Raw genomic sequence first — 16,349 nt, forward strand, 5'->3', positions numbered from 1 at the left:
GCGGGTGCGGGTAGTAATGGAAGGCCCGGCCAGGCGGATCTCTCCAGCGCAACCGGTTGTTTCGATCGGTCGGAGAAAGGATCGTCATGTCGGCTGTCACCGTGGCCCTGCTCGTCGGGTTCGTGTGCTGCGCGCTGCTCATTCGCGCGCTCCGGAGTCAGGGCGACGAAATGGACGTCGCCGGGGACGGCGAGCGGGTCGGCAGCCTGCACGGCGCGGAGTCGGGGCCGCTGGATGCGTGAGGATCGGGCGCAGCACGCCGATCGATCCGCGGGGTACTCGGTTCCGGGATCGCGGCACGCGATGATGGACCGGTGAAACGCGGCCAACTGCGCATCTACCTCGGCGCCGCGCCGGGAGTCGGTAAGACCTACGCCATGCTCGGCGAGGCCCACCGGCGGCTCGAGCGCGGCCGCGACGTGGTGGCAGCGGTGGTCGAGACGCACGGCCGGGCCAAGACCGCGGCCTTGCTCGAGGGCATCGAACGGATCCCGGCGCGGACGGTGCGCTATCGCGGCGCCGAACTGCCGGAACTCGATGTCGAGGCGGTGCTGCGGCGGCGCCCCACGGTGGCGCTGGTCGACGAGCTCGCGCACACCAACGCGCCGGGCAGCAAACACGAAAAGCGGTGGCAGGACGTCGAAGAACTGCTGGATGCGGGGATCGACGTGATCTCGACGGTCAATGTGCAGCACCTGGAGAGTCTCAACGACGTGGTCGAGCAGATCACCGGGATCCAGCAGAAGGAAACCGTGCCGGACGCGGTGGTGCGCGGCGCCGATCAGGTCGAACTGGTAGATCTCACGCCGGAAGCGTTGCGGCGCAGGCTCTCCCACGGCAACGTGTACGCCGCCGACAAGGTGGACGCCGCGCTGCGCAACTACTTCCGCCCCGGAAACCTCACCGCGCTGCGGGAATTGGCGCTGCTGTGGCTGGCCGATCAGGTCGACGCCGCATTGGCAAAGTATCGGGCGGACCACAAGATCACCGAACTCTGGGAGGCGCGCGAACGCGTGGTCGTCGCGGTGACCGGCGGCCCCGAATCGGAGACCGTGGTGCGCCGGGCGAGCCGCATCGCGAGCAAGGCCAGCGCGGAACTCGTTCTGGTGCATGTGGTTCGGGGCGACGGGCTGGCGGGGGTGTCCACCGCGCGGCTGGCGCGGCTGCGGGAACTGGCGGGGAGTCTGGACGCCTCGCTGCACACCGTCACCGGTGACGACGTGCCGACCGCCCTGCTGGAGTTCGCGCGCGAGGTGAACGCGACGCAACTGGTGCTCGGCACCTCGCGCCGTTCCCGATGGGCGCGGATGCTCGACGAGGGCATCGGCTCCACAGTGGTGCAGCAGTCGGGAAAGATCGACGTGCACATGGTCACCCACGAGGAGGCGCACCGCGGTCTGCGCCGGTCCTCGTTCATGCCGCGCCAGCCGATCCGGGCCTGGCTGGCGGCGGTGCTCGTGCCGATGGCGGTGTGCGGGATCGGCATCGTGTTCCTGGACGGTTTCCTGCAACTCGGCGGGCTCAGCGCGGTGTTCTTCATCGGCGTCGTCGCGGTCGCGCTGCTGGGTGGCGTTGTGCCCGCGGCGTTTTCGGCGCTGCTGTCCGGCCTGCTGCTGAACTGGTTCTTCGCCGACCCGCGCTACAGCCTGACCATCTCCGAGCCGGACAACTTCGTCACCGTGGTGGTGCTGCTGTTCGTCGCGGTGGCGGTGGCGGCGCTGGTCGACGTGGCCGCCAAACAGACGTTGCAGGCGCGGCGCGCGTCGCAGGAAGCCGAGCTGCTGACGATGTTCGCCGGTGCCGTGCTGCACGGCGCGGACCTGCCCAACCTGCTGGAGCAGGTGCGCGAGACCTACGGGCAGCGGGCGGTGAGCATGTTGTGCGGCGAACAAGTGGTTGCCGAAGTGGGGGCAGACCCGCCACAGCGTGCGACGGATGCCGACACCACCATCCAGGCAGGCGACGCGACGAGCCTGCTCTTGCTCGCCGGACGGCCGCTGGCCGCGGGTGACCGCCCGGTGCTCAACGCCGTGGCCAATCAGGCAGCCGGGCTGGTGCGCCAGTCCCGGCTCGCGGAGGAGGCGAGCGCCGCGGCGGCCCTGCTCGAGGCGGACCGTCTGCGCCGCGCGCTGCTGTCCGCGGTGAGCCACGATCTGCGCACGCCGCTGGCCGGGGCGAAAGCGGCCGTGTCCAGCCTGCGCAGCGACGATATCGAGTTCTCCGCGGAGGACACCGGCGAACTGCTGGAGACGATCGAGGAATCGGTGGACCAGCTGACCGCGCTGGTCGGCAATCTGCTCGATTCCTCCCGGCTCGCCGTGGGCGTGGTGAAACCGCAACTGCGGCAGGTGTACATGGACGAGGTGGTGCACCGGGCGCTGGTGAGCGTCGGGATGGGCGCGCGCGGCTTGCGGCGCGCCGCGATGGATCGGGTGAAGGTGGAGGTCGGCGACGTGTCGGTGCGTGCCGACAGCGGGTTGCTCGAGCGCGTGGTGGCCAACCTGATCGACAACGCACTGCGCCACGCCACCCGCGACATGGCCTTCACCCAACCCGGCGGTGCCGGCGACTACCATCCCCCGCCGGTACGCGTCACCGCGGAACGCGAGGGTGATCGGGTGTCCATCGCGGTGGTGGACACCGGCCCCGGCGTCCCGCCGGGTGCCGAAGAGCAACTGTTCGAACCGTTCCAACGGCTCGGCGACCGGGACAACACCACCGGGGTCGGCCTCGGCCTGTCGGTAGTGCGCGGTTTCGTCGAAGCGATGGGCGGCACCGTGCACGCCGAACCGACCCCGGGCGGAGGATTGACCATGATCGTCGATCTGCCCGCCGCAGCGAACGGAGCGAGCAGCTCATGACGACAGTGGAGTCCACGACCACACAGGAAGTCGCGATGACCGAGAAGAAGCAGGACGCCCCGGCGGTCAAGGTGCTGGTGGTCGACGACGAACCGCAGATCGTGCGCGCGTTGCGGATCAACCTGTCGGTCCGCGGCTACGAGGTGATCACCGCGGGCACCGGCGGCGCCGCGCTGCGCGCGGCCGCCGACAAGCATCCCGATGTGGTGATCCTCGACCTCGGGCTGCCCGATATCGACGGCATCGAGGTGCTTGCCGGGTTGCGCGGCTGGACCTCGGCGCCGGTGATCGTGCTCTCGGCGCGCACCGATTCGGCGGACAAGGTCGAGGCGCTCGACGCGGGCGCCGACGACTACGTCACCAAGCCGTTCGGGATGGACGAGCTGCTGGCCCGGTTGCGCGCCGCGGTCCGGCGCGGCGCCACCGATTCCGACGCGTCCGATCCGGTGGTGGTGACCTCGTCGTTCACCGTCGACCTCGCGGCCAAGAAGGTCACCAAGAACGACGAGACGGTGCATCTGACCCCGACCGAGTGGGGCATGCTCGAGATGCTGGTCCGCAACCGCGGCAAACTGGTCGGGCGCAAAGAGCTGCTGCGCGAGGTGTGGGGTCCGTCGTACGCGACGGAGACGCACTACCTGCGGGTGTATCTGGCTCAGCTGCGGCGCAAGCTCGAGGACGATCCCTCACACCCCAAACACCTGCTCACCGAAGCGGGCATGGGTTACCGCTTCCAGGAGTGACGGTGCCGCGCGCGTTTTGATCCGCCGCGCGAGGCTTAGCGGGCGGTGCGGCGCGCGAATTCGGGTGCGGCGGAGAGCTTGCGCACGGCGCGGAATGGGCGACCGACCAGTCGGCGTTGCCAGGCGTGAGTTGATTCCGACAAAGAATGGCAGGATCGGACCCATGGCTGAACCAACCGCTACCTCCGCGAGCACCGCAGCACAACCGACCGAACTCTGGGTCGAGCGCACGGGGACGCGGGCGTACACCGGCCGCAGCTCGCGCGGCGCCGAAGTGCTGATCGCCTCGCAGGGCGTGCCCGGCGCCTTCACCCCCGGCGAGCTGCTGAAGATCGCGCTGGCCGGCTGCTCCGGGCTCAGCGCCGACTTCTCCCTCGCGCGCAAGCTCGGCGATTCCTTCGACGCGACCATTCGCGTCTCGGGCGACGCGGACCGGGAGAACGAGGTGTACCCGCAGCTGGACGAGTCGTTCGAACTCGATCTCAGCGAACTGGACGAGCAGGCGCGCGAACGATTGCTGGTGACGGTGCAGCGCGCCATCGACAAGGCCTGCACGGTGGGCCGGACCCTGCAGGCCGGGACGAAGGTGACCCTGTCCTTCGATATCGAGGCCTGATGGGGGAGGCGCTCGAAACCGTCCGGCTGAGCGCGTGGGTGCACGGCCGCGTCCAGGGCGTGGGATTTCGCTGGTGGACGCGGTCGCGGGCGCTGGAACTCGGGCTGAGCGGGCACGCCACCAACGCGCGTGACGGGCGGGTGCACGTGGTCGCGGAGGGACCGCGCCCCGACTGTGCGCGGTTGCTCGAACTGTTACGGTCCGGCGATACTCCTGGTCGGGTGACGTTGGTTGTGGAAAGCTGGGAGCCCGCGCGGGGTGATTTGACCGGATTCGAGGAGCGTTAGTGGTGGCTCGGGCTAGGACGGGGACGCGACAGTGAGCACACAGAATCCGGGTGCGGACCGTTCCGGCGCCGGGCCGAACGAGGCCGGGGGTACACCGCCGCAACCGTCGAATCCCGCTCAGCCGCCGTCGAATCCCGGCCAGTCGTGGCACTCCGAGCCGCCGTCGAATCCCGGGCCGCCGAGTGCCGGGCAGCAGTGGAGCGCCGAGCCGTCCGCGGGCGCGACCTCCGGGCAGTTCGGCGCGTCGCCGCCGTCCGAACCCGGCGCCGGAGATCCAACGCAACCCGCACGGCAAGGCAGTGTGCAGCGGCAAGAAGCCGGCGTCACGCAGCCCCGACCGCCGACCGTCGCCGAGGCGCGCGCCAGGGACAAGGCGCGCAAGCGGGCCGAAGCGGCGCAGCGCGCCGCGGCCGCCGCCGAAGATGCCAAGAAGCGTGGCCGCAAACGGGTGATGATCGGCGGCGCCGCGATCGTCGGTGTCGCCGCGCTGGTCGGCGGCGGCTACCTCGCCTACCGCGCGATCACCGCGCCGGACAAGGTCACGGCGTCCTGCGTGAAGACCGAGAACGGCCAGGAAATAGTGGTCGAGGACAGCTACTGCGGCGACGGACGTCCCGGCTTCGTCGGTGACGGCGGACCGCACGTCAGCCCCGGCCTGATCATCCTCGGCGGCGGTCCGCAATACCGCTACTACTACGGCGGCACCCCGACGATCGGCAAGCCGCCGACCGGCGGCACCACGGTGAAACCCAAGAGCGCCGAGATAAAGACCAAGAGCGGCACCACCGTGCAGCGCGGCGGGCTCGGTAGCAAGAGCACAGGCAGCGGGTCCTGATGCGGCGCGTACGCAGTACACCCCGCCCGGGGTGGCAGCAGATCACCGAAAGCCAAGGGCTGGTCTACGGTTCGCCGGGCCGCGACGCCAGCGGTCAGCCGCGGCCGTACTGGGACGAATCGGTGCACTACGAGTTCGAGATGCCGGAAATCCTCGCGCTGGAAGCCGATGTCGAACTGCTGCACTCGATGTGCCTGAACGCGGTGGAGCACATCGTGCTCACCGAACGGTTCAAGGATTTCGGCCTGCCCGAATGGACCTGGGGACCGATCGCCGAATCCTGGCGGCGCAGTGACCCGCACGTGTACGGCCGCTTCGATCTGCGCTACGACGCGCGCCGCCCCGCGAAACTGCTCGAATACAACGCGGATACGCCGACCTCGCTGCTGGAGGCGGCGATCGTGCAGTGGCACTGGCTGACCGCGCTGTACCCCGACGGTGATCAGTGGAATTCGTTGCACGAGAAGCTCGTCGAACGCTGGACCGAGCTGCGGGACACGCTGCCGACCGCGCAGCTGCACTTCAGCTGGTCGGGTGCCGACGCCACCGGCGAGGACAACGTCACCACCGCCTACATGCAGGAGACGGCGGCCGAGGCCGGGTTCGACACCATCGCGCTGCCCATCGAAGAGGTCGGATTCGACACGGAGCTGGAACGTTTCGTCGATCTGGCCGAGGCGCCGATCGAAGCGATCTTCAAGCTGTACCCGTGGGAGTGGGCTCTCGACGACGATTTCGGCAAGCGTGTGGTCGCGAGCCTGCCGCAGACGATGTGGATCGAGCCGCTCTGGAAGACGTTGCTGAGCAACAAGGCGATCCTCGCGGTGCTGTGGGAGATGTACCCGGGTCACCCGAACCTGTTGCCCGCCTACCTCGATCAGCCCAACGAGCTCACCGAGTACATCCGCAAGCCGAAGCTCGGCCGCGAGGGCGCCAACATGACCATCGTCGGCGCCGGGCTGGAGACCGCCACCGGCGGTGTCTACGGCGAAGAAGGCTACGTCTACCAATTACTCGATCCGCTACCGGAATTCGACGACATGCGCCCCGTGCTGGGCGCCTGGATCGTCGGCGACACCTCGGCGGGCCTGGGCATCCGGGAGACCGCCGGATTGATCACCGACGACGGCTCCGCCTTCGTCCCGCACCGCATCGTCAGCTCGTAGCCAATTCACCTGGTAGTCAATACACCTCGGAAGGATCATGATGACCGCAGTCGCCCTCGAATCGGGGTACTGGAGCTCGCTCGGCGAGGGTGTCGGAGCGATCATCCTCTACGCCCTCATCGGTCTGGTACTGATGCTCGTCGGCTTCTACGCCATCGACCTGACCACGCCGGGCAAGCTGCGCGCGCTGGTCGTCGAGGGCAAGCCCAACGCGATCATCGTGACCGCGGCGGGCATGATCAGCATGGCGTTCATCGTGGTGCTCGCCATCCTGGCCGTCGGCAGCGGCGGCAAGCTGTCCGAGGGGCTCATCGCCGCCCTGGTGTTCGGCCTCGTCGGCATTGTCGCGCAGGTCATCTCGGTGCGGGTGATCGAGAAGGCACTGGGTATCGACATCGGCGCCGCTCTGCACTCCGAGACCTACACCACCGAGGTCCTCGTCGTGGCCGCCGCCCACTTCGCGCTCGGCCTGGTCGTCGCCTTCGCCATTCTCTGATTCGGCCGGTTGGTCCTCACGCGGTCGGCCGGTCGGCGGGTGTCAGGCCGAGGATGCGGCTGAGGTCGCGCAGACATTCCTCGTAGACCGGCTCGAGGTCCGAGTACGCGAAGTCGAGCTGGTGCAGGACCTCCATGCACAGCAGGCCGTACAGGCGAATCCAACAGGACAAGAAGACGTGTGCGGCCGCGGGCGGTAGCTGTTCGCCGATGCTCGCCGAGTAGTCGATCAGCTGCTCGCTTAAGGACGCGGGCAGCTCGGCCAGGTCCGGAACCGGGAACGGGCGGGTCTGCCAGAGTTCGATCGTCAGGTCACGCAGCACGCGTTCGAAGCGCTGCCCGGCTCGATGGCGTGCGGAATCGGGTTGCCGATTCGGTGGCGCGATCGGCGCGGTGAAGATCCAGCCGAACTCGGCCGGGTGCGCGATCGCCCAGGCGCGCATGGCGCGGCAGACCGCGAGGATGCGCTCGCCGACCGGCGCGTGCGCACGAGCGTCGCGCGCCGCTTCCATCGCGTCCGCCAACTCGTCGAAGAAGTCTGCGGTCACCGCGCCGACCAGCGCATCGTGGCCGGCGTAGTAGTGATAGAGCGCCGGTCCGCTCATGCCGACCTGCCGGGCCACCGCGTTGACGGTTACCGCGGCCGATCCCTGTTCGACCAGCAGTGTGCGCACCGCCTCGTGGACCTCCCGCAAGGTGGACTTGCGTTGCCGTTCGCGCCTGCTGCCGCTCTGTGTCGACATCCTCACCCTTCTGTTGATCTGCCGTACCCGTTGACAGCTTAGAGCATCTATGGTGTCTTAATTTCTCTAGATAATTTAGAGGCTCTAGGGAGTGGATATGGAACGTTGGCGGTGGGTGCCGGTGATCGCGCTGATCGTGACGGCGGTGTGGTGGCGGCAGTCCAGAACCGCGCGGTTGCGCGACGGGTCGGTTCGTGTGCGTGCGGAGCGGCGATGAAGGCGCTCGTGGTGGGCGGTGGGATCGGCGGGCTGGCCGCGGCGGTGGCGTTCCATCGGCGCGGCTGGCAGGTGGAGGTGCTCGAGCGTGCGCCGCAGATCACCGAAATCGGTGCGGGACTGTCGATTCAACCGAACGGGTTGCGTGCCCTGGACGTGCTCGGGTTAGGGGAGGAGTTGCGTGTCAACCGTTCGGCAGGTCCACCGCGAGGTATTCGAAACATGAACGGCGACTGGCTGATCCGCAACGATGTCGACGAACTCGAACGGCGCTTCGGGGCGTGGGCGATCGTGCATCGCGCCGCGCTGGTGGATCTCCTGCGTACGGCCCTCCCCGCGCACGCGCTGCGCCCCGGCAGCGCCGTGCGGCAGGTAATGCCCGACGGCACAGTCCATTACGGCGGTGGGACCACCACAGCGGATCTCGTCATCGGCGGCGACGGCGTGCACAGCGTGACCCGGAGCTCCGTCTGGCCGCGTGCCGCAGGCCCGCGCTACGTCGGCTACACCACCTGGCGGCTGCTCACGGCAGGGGGTTCAGTCGAGGGCAGTGTCGAAATATGGGGCAAGGGTGAACGATTCGGCTACCTGCCGATGCCTGACGGACGGGTCTACTGCTATCTGATGGGGAATGCCCCTGCCGGATCCCGCGCCGGGCTAGACGCATTGCGCGCGCGGTTCGCGGACTGGCCCGACCCGGTTCCGGCCTTGCTCGCGGCGGCGCACCCGGACGCCGTCCTGCAACACGACACCTACGAGCTGCCGAAGCTGCGCAGCTACGTCAGCGGGAAAGTCGCGCTGCTCGGGGACGCCGCGCACGCCATGGCGCCCAACCTCGGGCAGGGCGCCTGTCAGGCGCTGGAGGACGCCGTCACGCTCGCGGCGGCGGTGGACGCCCACGGGGTCGAGGCGGGGCTGGCCGAATACGACCGCCGCCGCAGGCCGCGCACCCAGATGATCGCGCAGCTCTCGCGCCGGGTCGGGGCGCCCGCGCACTGGAACTCGTCACTGGCGACCGCATTGCGGGACACCGCGCTTCCCCTCCTGCCCAGCTCGCTGCTGGGCCGCTCGATCACGCCCACCTATTCGTGGACGCCCTGATCTGCTGGAACATCTCTCTCGAAAGGCTGGCGCGATGCCACTTCCTCGAATCGTCATCGCCGTGGTGGCGGCGATCACGATGCTCGGTGCCGTACTCGCCGATCTGGTCATACCGGACTTGGCCGAGCAGCACGCGTTCAACCCGAACTGGCCGCCGCACGCGAAGTTTCACGACGCTCAGTACCTGGTGATGACGGTGCTGCTCGGCCTCGCCGGGTTGGTACTCACCCTGCGACCGGGTCCGGACGCGCGACGCGCCACACTGTGTGCCGCAGCGGTGGTGGCCATCCCGTGGCTCGGGATGGCCGGGGCGCTGCTGTTTCCCGATACCGCTACCTATGATCCCGAGTTCGCCGAGCGAACGGTTTTCGTGCTCGGCATGCACGGGCAGATCTTCCTGGCGCTGATCCTGCTCACTGTCCTGTTCGGCGCGATCGTGGCGGTGTGGCGGAACTCGGAGCGCTGACCCCGTCTACCGTCCTGTGTTGCGGGCGTCGGCCGATCAGCGTGACAGCCGTTGCGGCGCAAGAGATCACCGCGCTGGTCCAGACCGCGGCGCTCGGTGTGCCGGTCGAAGTGATCGCGATGCCCGCGACCGCGGGTCCGGCGGCCGCGCCGATGTTGAAGGTGGCGGTGGCGAAAGCGCCGCTCATTCGGGGAGCCGTCGGCGTCGCCGCGCTGACGATCAGGCCGATCAGGGTGGAGCCGACCGCGAAAGACACCGCGCCGCAGACAGTGGTCATGATCAACAGGATCGGTAGATACTGCGCCGTCAAAGCGGTTGTCGCCCAAGCGAATATCAGCGCCGCGGACCCGATCGTGACGAGGGGAGTGGCGTGGCGATCGGCGTAGCGTCCGCCGAGGCTGACACCGAGGAAGGAGCCGAGGCCGAACAGGGCCAAAAACACCGGCACCCAGGCCTTTCCGGCGCCGCCGACCTCGGTGGCCAGCACGGCCAGATAGGTGAACGAGGCGAACGTCGCGGCATTGACCAGTCCACCCGCGATCAGCACCACCCGTACCGGCCGTTCGGTGATCGCTTGCCATTCCCGCCGGATCACCCGGCCTTCGGCGGTCGTGACTCGATCGACCGGCACGCGCACGAGGCCCCAAAGCGCCACCAGCGCAGGAACACTGGCCGCCACGACGGCCCAGAACGCCGACCGCCAGCCCCACGTCTGGCCGAGGAACGCGCCCGCCGGGACGCCCACGATGCACGCCAGCGTCACGCCGGACAGAATGATCGCCGTCGCCCTGCCGACCCGGGCCGCGCCCACCAGGGCTGGCAACGACGCGAGCGCCACGGACAGAAACCCCGCGTAGGCCACCGCCGCTACGGCGCGAGTAGCAAGCAGCACAATGAAATTCGCGGTCAATGCGCCGACCGCGTGCGCACCGATGAACAACGCCAGAAACCCGGTCAGCGCAGAACGCACCGGCCACCGTCCCGCCGTCATCGCCATCAGCGGTGCCCCCACGATCATCCCGACCGCGAACAGCGACGTCAGCGCCCCCGCCGCCCCGAGCGACACCCCGACATCCTGCGCGATGGGCTCCAACAAGCCCGACAACATGAACTCCGATGTCCCCTGCGCGAACACAGCGACACCCATAACCCACACCAGAATTGGCACTACAAGACTCCCGGACTCGTTCGACACCGAGCCGCCCACCACTGAAAGCTGAGGCGGCAGAGCAGATTCCACCCACAAACGGGCAGCACTCGACGCCGCACAACCAGGTCCCGATCAACGCCACCTGATCACACGACAGGCGGCTAACGTCTAGAAGCCTCCGGAGAAGTCACACGCGCACCCTAACAACCCGCCCGCCATCTCTCGACCGATTTTCCGGCGCCCGTGGTTGTCGGACCTGTGGCCTAATCTTCAGGCGCGTTCGCTCGATCTGTCTGTTAAGGAAATCCTTGAATTCTGCCCCTGGGGGAGGTACCGTCGTGGACGAGTGGGAGATCTTCATAACCGATGAGGTAGAGCAGTTCCTCGACGATTTGTGGAAGAACGACCGCCAAACGCACCGATTGGTGAACCAGGCGATCTTGCTGCTGGAGCGAGCCGGGCCCGCGCAGGGGCGTCCGCTTGTCGACTGCATCGCAGGGTCGCGGATCGCCAACATGAAGGAGCTGCGACCTGGTTCTGCAGGGAGTAGCGAGATCCGAATATTGTTCGTATTCGATCCGTGGCGGTCGGCCATCCTGCTGGTCGCCGGGGACAAGGCGGGCGCATGGCAGCGGTGGTATCGGGACGCGATACCGCGCGCCGAAAAGCTTTACGACGCTTACTTGATCGAGCGACGCGAGGAGTTGCACCGATGACCACTCATCGACGTTGGCGCGACACCGGCCATCTCGACCGTGCGGTCGAGACGGCCAGCGGGCCCGAGGAATTCGAGGCCGGTGTCGAGCAGCTGCAGGACCAGGCGCGCGGCTGGCGACTGGCCGAACTGCGCAAGCGCCGAGGGCTCAGCCAAAGACAAGTGGCGGAGCACATGGGCGTGTCCGTGGCACGCGTGTCGCAGATCGAAAAGGGTGAGGTCGCCACGCGGGAGGTGTTGGACCGCTACGTCTCCGCGTTGGGCGGCGTGCTGAAGCTCGTCGCCGATTTCGGCGACGAGCAGTTGCGGGTGGGTTGAGGGTTCAGTGGCCGCGGGCTATCCAGTCGGCGAGGGCGGGTTTTTCGGTGCCGATGGTGGTGGCGTCGCCGTGGCCGGTGTGCACGGTGGTTTCTTCGGGGAGGGTGAGTAGGCGGTCGCGGATGGAATCGATGATGGTGTCGAAGTCGGAGTAGGAGCGGCCGGTGGCGCCGGGGCCGCCGGAGAAGAGGGTGTCGCCGGTGAAGAGGGCGGCCGCCGCCGGAACGTGCAGGGAGACCGAGCCGGGGGAGTGGCCGGGGGTGTGCAGGATATCGATGTCGATGTCGGCCACCGTGATTCGCGGGGTATCGGCCAGGGAACGGTAGTCGACGTCGGGGTGGGTCATCCGCCACAGCGGGTCGTCACCGGGATGCAGCAGGATCGGCGCGTCCAGGCGGGCGCTCAATTCCGGTGCGACAGTGACGTGGTCGTTGTGTCCGTGGGTGCAGAGGATGGCGACGACGTTGCGTCCGCCGACGGCGGCGGCGATCGCGTCCGCGTCGTGCGCGGCATCGACGACCAGCACGTCCCGGTCGTCGCCGATGAGCCAGACATTGTTGTCGACGTCCCAGGTGCCGCCGTCGAGGGAGAAGGTGCCGGAGGTGACGACGCGCTCGATCACCGGACCACCACCGAACGCAGCACGTCGCCCGCATGCATCGCGGTGAACGCCTCCTCCACCTGATCGAGGGAGATCCGTTCGCTGACAAAGCGTTCCAGCGGCAGTCGGCCCTGCAGGTGCAGGTCGATCAGGGTCGGGAAGTCGCGCTCGGGCAGACAGTCGCCGTACCAGGAGGATTTCAGCGCGCCGCCGCGGGAGAACAGATCGATCAGCGGCATCTCGATGGTCATATCGGGGGTGGGGACGCCGACGAGGACGACGGTGCCCGCCAGGTCGCGCGCGTAGAACGCCTGTTTCCAGGTTTCCGGCCGGCCCACCGCCTCGATGACGACGTCGGCACCGAACTCGTCGGTGTACTCCTGGATCTTCGCGACCACGTCCTCGCTGCTCGCATCGATGGTGTGGGTGGCGCCGAAGTCCTTGGCCCAGGTCAGCTTTCGCGGATCACGATCGACCGCGATGATGGTCTTCGCGCCGGCCAGCCGGGCGCCCGCGATGGCCGCGTCGCCGACGCCGCCGCAGCCGAGCACCGCGACGGTATCGCCGCGCGAGACGTTGCCGGTGTTCATCGCCGCCCCGATGCCTGCCATCACGCCGCAGCCGAGCAGTCCCGCCACCGCCGGATCGGCGGCGGGATCGACCTTGGTGCACTGTCCTTCGTGCACGAGCGTCTTGTCGACGAACGCGCCGATGCCCAGGGCCGGGCTCAACTCGGTGCCGTCGGTGAGCGTCATCTTCTTGCTGGCGTTGTTGCTGGCGAAGCAGTACCAGGGGCGGCCGCGGCGACAAGCCCGGCATTCGCCGCAGACGGCGCGCCAGTTGAGGACCACGAAATCGCCGGGCCGCACGTGGGTGACCGCGTCGCCGACCGTCTCCACGATGCCCGCGGCCTCGTGGCCGAGCAGGAACGGGAACTCGTCGTTGATGCCGCCCTCGCGATAGTGCAGGTCGGTGTGGCAGACGCCGCAGGCCTGTACGCGCACGACCACATCGTGCGGTCCGGGATCCGGAATCACCACGTCCACGACCTCGACCGGCGCGCCTTTGCTACGGGCGATGACACCGCGCACGGTTTCCGACACCTATGCCTCCTGGGAGTTTTCGTGGACGCGGACCGTCCGGCCGCGAGTTGACCTTTCGTCCATACTGCCGCGCCCGCGATTCGGACACCAGCGGCGGACCGGCCTGGGTTGACATTCCACTATGGAAGGCGCATGATCGAGACATATTCCACTATGGAGGGTGGAAATCGCCGACAAGGACTGCTCATGGACATCTCGACCGGAACGCGCGCCTCGAACGCCGAACGCGACAAGGTGGTCCGGCTGCTCGCCAGGCACCTCGAAGACGGACGCATCGACCTCGCCGAATACGACCAGCGCACCGCCCAGGTGTACGCGACGACCACCACCGACGACCTGCGACTCGTGCTGTCCGATCTGCCCAGTCTGGCGAAAGAGACTGCCGGGCAAGCGGGCTCACGCATTCCGATCTGGCAGAAGATCGAGGGCACCAGTTGGCTCGGGGTGAGCTTGCTCGTCCTGTTCATCTGGGCCGCGATCTCGCTCAGCGTCGGCGAATTCACCTACCCCTGGCCGATCTGGGTGATCGTCCCGTGGGGCGCGGTCCTCGTCTTCCGCATGCTCACCGGTTTCGAATCCGGCAAATACCGCCGCCGCACCCACTAGCGGGACGAAGTCGGCCGACCCGGCGCTGCCGTGCTTTACGCGCGGTCAGCGCCGGACTGCGTTCCGCGTGTGCGAGGGGAAGGCGCACAGACCACGACGTGGTGGTGAAGAAGGCGACGCGCTGCGGTTCGGCAGTGCGCGGGTGACAGGGCTCAGGGCCGAGGGGGTGTCGCGCCGTACGAGGTGGTGCGGCGTGGGGCTTCGGTCGAATTCGGTGGCGCGGCGTACCGGCGTCGACGGGAGGGGGCCCGATACTCTTCCGGCTGCTCCTCGGGCCACGGCTCAGAAGCTGGGTTGCGCTGCCTGCCGGGGCGTTCGCTCCACACCGGCGCGGGTCCGCGCCCCAGCGCTTCCGCGCCCGGAGGTGGTCGCCGGGTCGAAAGTGGTTCACGCCGTGGGACTTCGGGGCGGTGCGATGCGTACTGCGGTTCCTCGTACCGATCAGCGGCGTCCTGCTGATAGTCCGGCTCCGCGTACGAAGGCCAAGCCCCGGCGGCCTGCCCGTGCCCCCGCACATCCTCGTACGGCTCACCGACATCCTGCTCATACCCCTGCGCGTCCCGCCGAGTCCAATCGCGGTCGGACTCCTGCGGCCGACCACGCGCCCGCCACCGCGGCTCCTCGTACACCACGCTTTCCGGTTCCACCTCCCACACCGACCGCGCCGCAGCAGGCTCGCCCCCACGACCACGCGACCGTCGCGCCGAAACCTCGCCCTCCCATGCCGATTGGGCCGACCTGGGCGCATAGCCTCGGTCGCGTGCGGTCAACGCTGCCGGTTCGCCCTCCCGCGCTGCGCGACTCGGAGGCGACTCCGCCACGTGACCATGTGACCGCCGCGCACTTGGTTCGGCTTCCCAGGCAGACGGGGAGGCTTCGTCAGAGCGGTTGTACCACTGCCGCCCGGCTGGTTCGCTTTCCCACGCTGCTCGGGTGGGGGCGGGTTCCGCGCTTCTGCGGGACCGCCGCGCAGGTGATTCCGATGGTGCTGCGACCTCGTCCGCGCGGTTGCGGGACTTGCGGGGTGGGGGTTCGGCGGTGCGTTGGGGCCAGTGGGGGGCGGGGTCGGGTCGGCGTTCGGGTGGGACGAGGCGGGGGAGGCCGGGGACGAGCAGGGGGATTTCCCTGGTGTCCTGGGTGGCGCTGACGCCCTTCTCCCGGTAGGTCGCCGGGATGTCGTGGGCGCGCAGCCAGGCGCCGGGGTCGTGTCGTCCGTGCCGATCCAGCTGGGGCACAACATCTTCGAGCAGGTCGAGGATCTCGCCTTCGGGATCGCCGAGGGCGTCGCGGATGGCGGGGAAGGTGTCGGGGTGGAAGATCCACATCCACTCGTACGCGGGATAGGTTCCACCGCGGTCGTGTCCGTGGAAGATGAGATCGCCGGAGCGCCCGAGCTTGGCGCGCATCGACCAGCCTTCGGATTCGACCAGGAATTCCTGGGTTTCGCTGTGCCCGTCCCGCGTCTCGGCTCGGTCGGCACCGGATCTACCAGGTTTCCACCAACTCTCGGATCCAAGGCCGGCCGCTTTGCGCCCTGCTGTGCGAATCCGGGCGGCGACCGATTCGCCGGGGGGCACCCGATCGTCACGCCGAGTTTCCCGGTGCCCCATACGAGTTGCCGCCCGCTCCGCCCGCTCCTCGGCATACTCCGAGCGAATTGCGCTGGCGCCCCGGCGAACCGAAGCGTGCGTGCTCCGCACCGGGACCGGTTCGGCCGGAATGTCCGCCTCGTCGCCGAGGAACTCGCGGAAATCCGTCAGTTTGATCTCGAACCACGCCAGCCCGATTCCGACGGCCAAAAACAGCCCCGCGCCCGCGACCTCGAGCCACCGGTCGGCGAGCACCGCGCTCTTGCTGTACTCGCACGCATAGAGAAACAGCAGGCTGCCGAGCACCAGAGCCGCGATTCGGGCAAGCCGGAACGCCGTTCTGGTCCCGGTTCGAGCTGGCATCGGCGTGGCGCTCCAAATATTCCCGCTGGCGGATCGACTGGATCGTATGCGGCGTCGTCGCCGCGCGGCAGAGCGTCCGGCAAGTCGGTCCGTCTTTTGGTGTGAAGGTCGCGTCGAGGTCGATCAACAGCCCCGCGTTCGTCACCTTCCGTCGATACCTCGCGTCGATGCCGCCGGTGCGCGCCGCGAACGCACCGACCGGGCGCGCCGGGCGTCGAAACGCGACATCCGGCTAACTCCGAGCGCATCGAAATACGGGATATCGTGGGCCGACTCGATAACCTACGGGTACCGCCGAACCGCCATGCGGCGACGCGGCCTGTCCCGCGTCGGGGTCACTCGGTCCGCGACGGATACCATGACTGGTCGCCTGCA

General features: G+C 68.4%; 18 protein-coding genes. 13 read left to right on the forward strand and 5 right to left on the reverse strand.

Annotated features, from left to right (window positions below; all coding sequences use genetic code 11):
- The first annotated feature begins 86 nt into the window (after nucleotides 1-86).
- The 8 genes from TY25_RS42395 to TY25_RS04060 all read left to right on the forward strand — a co-directional run bounded on the left by TY25_RS42395 (nucleotide 87) and on the right by TY25_RS04060 (nucleotide 7,004).
- Complete coding sequence (locus TY25_RS42395; protein WP_156055037.1) at nucleotides 87-242, forward strand: hypothetical protein; 156 nt, start codon at nucleotides 87-89, stop codon at nucleotides 240-242.
- A gap of 72 nt (nucleotides 243-314) precedes the next feature.
- The gene (locus tag TY25_RS04030; protein ID WP_081868651.1) at nucleotides 315-2,861 is read left to right on the forward strand and encodes an ATP-binding protein; all 2,547 of its coding nucleotides are present in this window, start codon (nucleotides 315-317) and stop codon (nucleotides 2,859-2,861) included.
- A gap of 35 nt (nucleotides 2,862-2,896) precedes the next feature.
- A complete protein-coding gene (locus TY25_RS04035; RefSeq protein WP_042254237.1) occupies nucleotides 2,897-3,604 on the forward strand; it encodes a response regulator in 708 nt (235 codons plus the stop codon).
- A 163-nt stretch (nucleotides 3,605-3,767) separates the two neighbouring features.
- Complete coding sequence (locus tag TY25_RS04040; protein ID WP_014987079.1) at nucleotides 3,768-4,220, forward strand: OsmC family protein; 453 nt, start codon at nucleotides 3,768-3,770, stop codon at nucleotides 4,218-4,220.
- Complete coding sequence (locus TY25_RS04045) at nucleotides 4,220-4,507, forward strand: acylphosphatase (protein WP_042254145.1); 288 nt, start codon at nucleotides 4,220-4,222, stop codon at nucleotides 4,505-4,507. Before TY25_RS04040 ends, TY25_RS04045 begins: the two co-directional genes overlap by 1 nt.
- Before the next feature lie 31 nt (nucleotides 4,508-4,538).
- Nucleotides 4,539-5,342: a hypothetical protein gene (locus tag TY25_RS04050; protein WP_042254146.1), complete on the forward strand. Its 804-nt coding sequence runs from the start codon at nucleotides 4,539-4,541 to the stop codon at nucleotides 5,340-5,342.
- On the forward strand, nucleotides 5,342-6,508 hold the full coding sequence (locus TY25_RS04055) for a glutathionylspermidine synthase family protein (RefSeq protein WP_042254147.1): 1,167 nt from the start codon (nucleotides 5,342-5,344) through the stop codon (nucleotides 6,506-6,508). The genes TY25_RS04050 and TY25_RS04055 overlap by 1 nt, the downstream gene beginning before the upstream one ends.
- A gap of 40 nt (nucleotides 6,509-6,548) precedes the next feature.
- On the forward strand, nucleotides 6,549-7,004 hold the full coding sequence (locus TY25_RS04060) for a DUF350 domain-containing protein (RefSeq protein ID WP_014987075.1): 456 nt from the start codon (nucleotides 6,549-6,551) through the stop codon (nucleotides 7,002-7,004).
- A 16-nt stretch (nucleotides 7,005-7,020) separates the two neighbouring features.
- On the opposite strand, the gene TY25_RS04065 is transcribed toward TY25_RS04060, so the two are convergent.
- Nucleotides 7,021-7,746: a TetR/AcrR family transcriptional regulator gene (locus TY25_RS04065; RefSeq protein ID WP_042254149.1), complete on the reverse strand. Its 726-nt coding sequence runs from the start codon at nucleotides 7,744-7,746 to the stop codon at nucleotides 7,021-7,023.
- Nucleotides 7,747-7,959: 213 nt separating this feature from the next.
- On the opposite strand from TY25_RS04065, the gene TY25_RS04070 reads away from it, so the two are divergent.
- Together TY25_RS04070 and TY25_RS04075 are read left to right on the forward strand one after the other, a co-directional pair.
- Nucleotides 7,960-9,063: an FAD-dependent monooxygenase gene (locus TY25_RS04070; protein WP_042254150.1), complete on the forward strand. Its 1,104-nt coding sequence runs from the start codon at nucleotides 7,960-7,962 to the stop codon at nucleotides 9,061-9,063.
- 34 nt (nucleotides 9,064-9,097) lie between these two features.
- Nucleotides 9,098-9,529 (forward strand): DUF6640 family protein, encoded by a 432-nt coding sequence (locus TY25_RS04075; RefSeq protein WP_042254151.1) that lies wholly within the window; start codon nucleotides 9,098-9,100, stop codon nucleotides 9,527-9,529.
- Here the strand turns inward: TY25_RS04075 and TY25_RS04080 are convergent.
- Entirely contained in the window at nucleotides 9,477-10,739 is a 1,263-nt protein-coding gene (locus tag TY25_RS04080) for a Cmx/CmrA family chloramphenicol efflux MFS transporter (RefSeq protein ID WP_369405377.1), read from the reverse strand. The genes TY25_RS04075 and TY25_RS04080 overlap by 53 nt on opposite strands.
- A 278-nt stretch (nucleotides 10,740-11,017) precedes the next feature.
- On the opposite strand from TY25_RS04080, the gene TY25_RS04085 reads away from it, so the two are divergent.
- Together TY25_RS04085 and TY25_RS04090 are read left to right on the forward strand one after the other, a co-directional pair.
- Entirely contained in the window at nucleotides 11,018-11,395 is a 378-nt protein-coding gene (locus tag TY25_RS04085; RefSeq protein ID WP_043676543.1) for a type II toxin-antitoxin system RelE/ParE family toxin, read from the forward strand.
- Nucleotides 11,392-11,712, forward strand: coding sequence for a helix-turn-helix domain-containing protein (locus TY25_RS04090; RefSeq protein ID WP_042254154.1), 321 nt, complete (start codon nucleotides 11,392-11,394; stop codon nucleotides 11,710-11,712). The genes TY25_RS04085 and TY25_RS04090 overlap by 4 nt, the downstream gene beginning before the upstream one ends.
- 4 nt (nucleotides 11,713-11,716) lie before the next feature.
- Here the strand turns inward: TY25_RS04090 and TY25_RS04095 are convergent, their stop codons facing one another.
- Nucleotides 11,717-12,334 (reverse strand): MBL fold metallo-hydrolase, encoded by a 618-nt coding sequence (locus TY25_RS04095; protein ID WP_042254155.1) that lies wholly within the window; start codon nucleotides 12,332-12,334, stop codon nucleotides 11,717-11,719.
- A complete protein-coding gene (locus TY25_RS04100) occupies nucleotides 12,331-13,416 on the reverse strand; it encodes an S-(hydroxymethyl)mycothiol dehydrogenase (RefSeq protein WP_042254157.1) in 1,086 nt (361 codons plus the stop codon). Before TY25_RS04100 ends, TY25_RS04095 begins: the two co-directional genes overlap by 4 nt.
- Before the next feature lie 186 nt (nucleotides 13,417-13,602).
- Between TY25_RS04100 and TY25_RS04105 the strand changes: the two genes are divergently transcribed.
- Entirely contained in the window at nucleotides 13,603-14,022 is a 420-nt protein-coding gene (locus TY25_RS04105; protein ID WP_042254159.1) for a DUF1707 SHOCT-like domain-containing protein, read from the forward strand.
- A gap of 152 nt (nucleotides 14,023-14,174) precedes the next feature.
- On the opposite strand, the gene TY25_RS04110 is transcribed toward TY25_RS04105, so the two are convergent.
- On the reverse strand, nucleotides 14,175-15,974 hold the full coding sequence (locus tag TY25_RS04110) for a hypothetical protein (protein WP_146154174.1): 1,800 nt from the start codon (nucleotides 15,972-15,974) through the stop codon (nucleotides 14,175-14,177).
- Nucleotides 15,975-16,349: the final 375 nt, after the last annotated feature.

Source organism: Nocardia brasiliensis NBRC 14402, from assembly GCF_000308475.2.
Taxonomy (GTDB): Bacteria; Actinomycetota; Actinomycetes; order Mycobacteriales; family Mycobacteriaceae; genus Nocardia; species Nocardia brasiliensis.

Excerpts from the sequence above, each read along its gene's own strand:
- TY25_RS04055 (WP_042254147.1), top strand. The coding sequence starts at position 5,342 with ATGCGGCGCGTACGCAGTACACCCCGCCCGGGGTGGCAGCAGATCACC.
- TY25_RS04035 (WP_042254237.1), top strand. The coding sequence starts at position 2,897 with ATGACCGAGAAGAAGCAGGACGCCCCGGCGGTCAAGGTGCTGGTGGTC.
- TY25_RS04110 (WP_146154174.1), bottom strand. The coding sequence starts at position 15,974 with ATGCCAGCTCGAACCGGGACCAGAACGGCGTTCCGGCTTGCCCGAATC.
- TY25_RS04045 (WP_042254145.1), top strand. The coding sequence starts at position 4,220 with ATGGGGGAGGCGCTCGAAACCGTCCGGCTGAGCGCGTGGGTGCACGGC.
- TY25_RS04090 (WP_042254154.1), top strand. The coding sequence starts at position 11,392 with ATGACCACTCATCGACGTTGGCGCGACACCGGCCATCTCGACCGTGCG.
- TY25_RS42395 (WP_156055037.1), top strand. The coding sequence starts at position 87 with ATGTCGGCTGTCACCGTGGCCCTGCTCGTCGGGTTCGTGTGCTGCGCG.
- TY25_RS04070 (WP_042254150.1), top strand. The coding sequence starts at position 7,960 with ATGAAGGCGCTCGTGGTGGGCGGTGGGATCGGCGGGCTGGCCGCGGCG.
- TY25_RS04040 (WP_014987079.1), top strand. The coding sequence starts at position 3,768 with ATGGCTGAACCAACCGCTACCTCCGCGAGCACCGCAGCACAACCGACC.
- TY25_RS04105 (WP_042254159.1), top strand. The coding sequence starts at position 13,603 with ATGGACATCTCGACCGGAACGCGCGCCTCGAACGCCGAACGCGACAAG.
- TY25_RS04060 (WP_014987075.1), top strand. The coding sequence starts at position 6,549 with ATGACCGCAGTCGCCCTCGAATCGGGGTACTGGAGCTCGCTCGGCGAG.
- TY25_RS04065 (WP_042254149.1), bottom strand. The coding sequence starts at position 7,746 with ATGTCGACACAGAGCGGCAGCAGGCGCGAACGGCAACGCAAGTCCACC.
- TY25_RS04075 (WP_042254151.1), top strand. The coding sequence starts at position 9,098 with ATGCCACTTCCTCGAATCGTCATCGCCGTGGTGGCGGCGATCACGATG.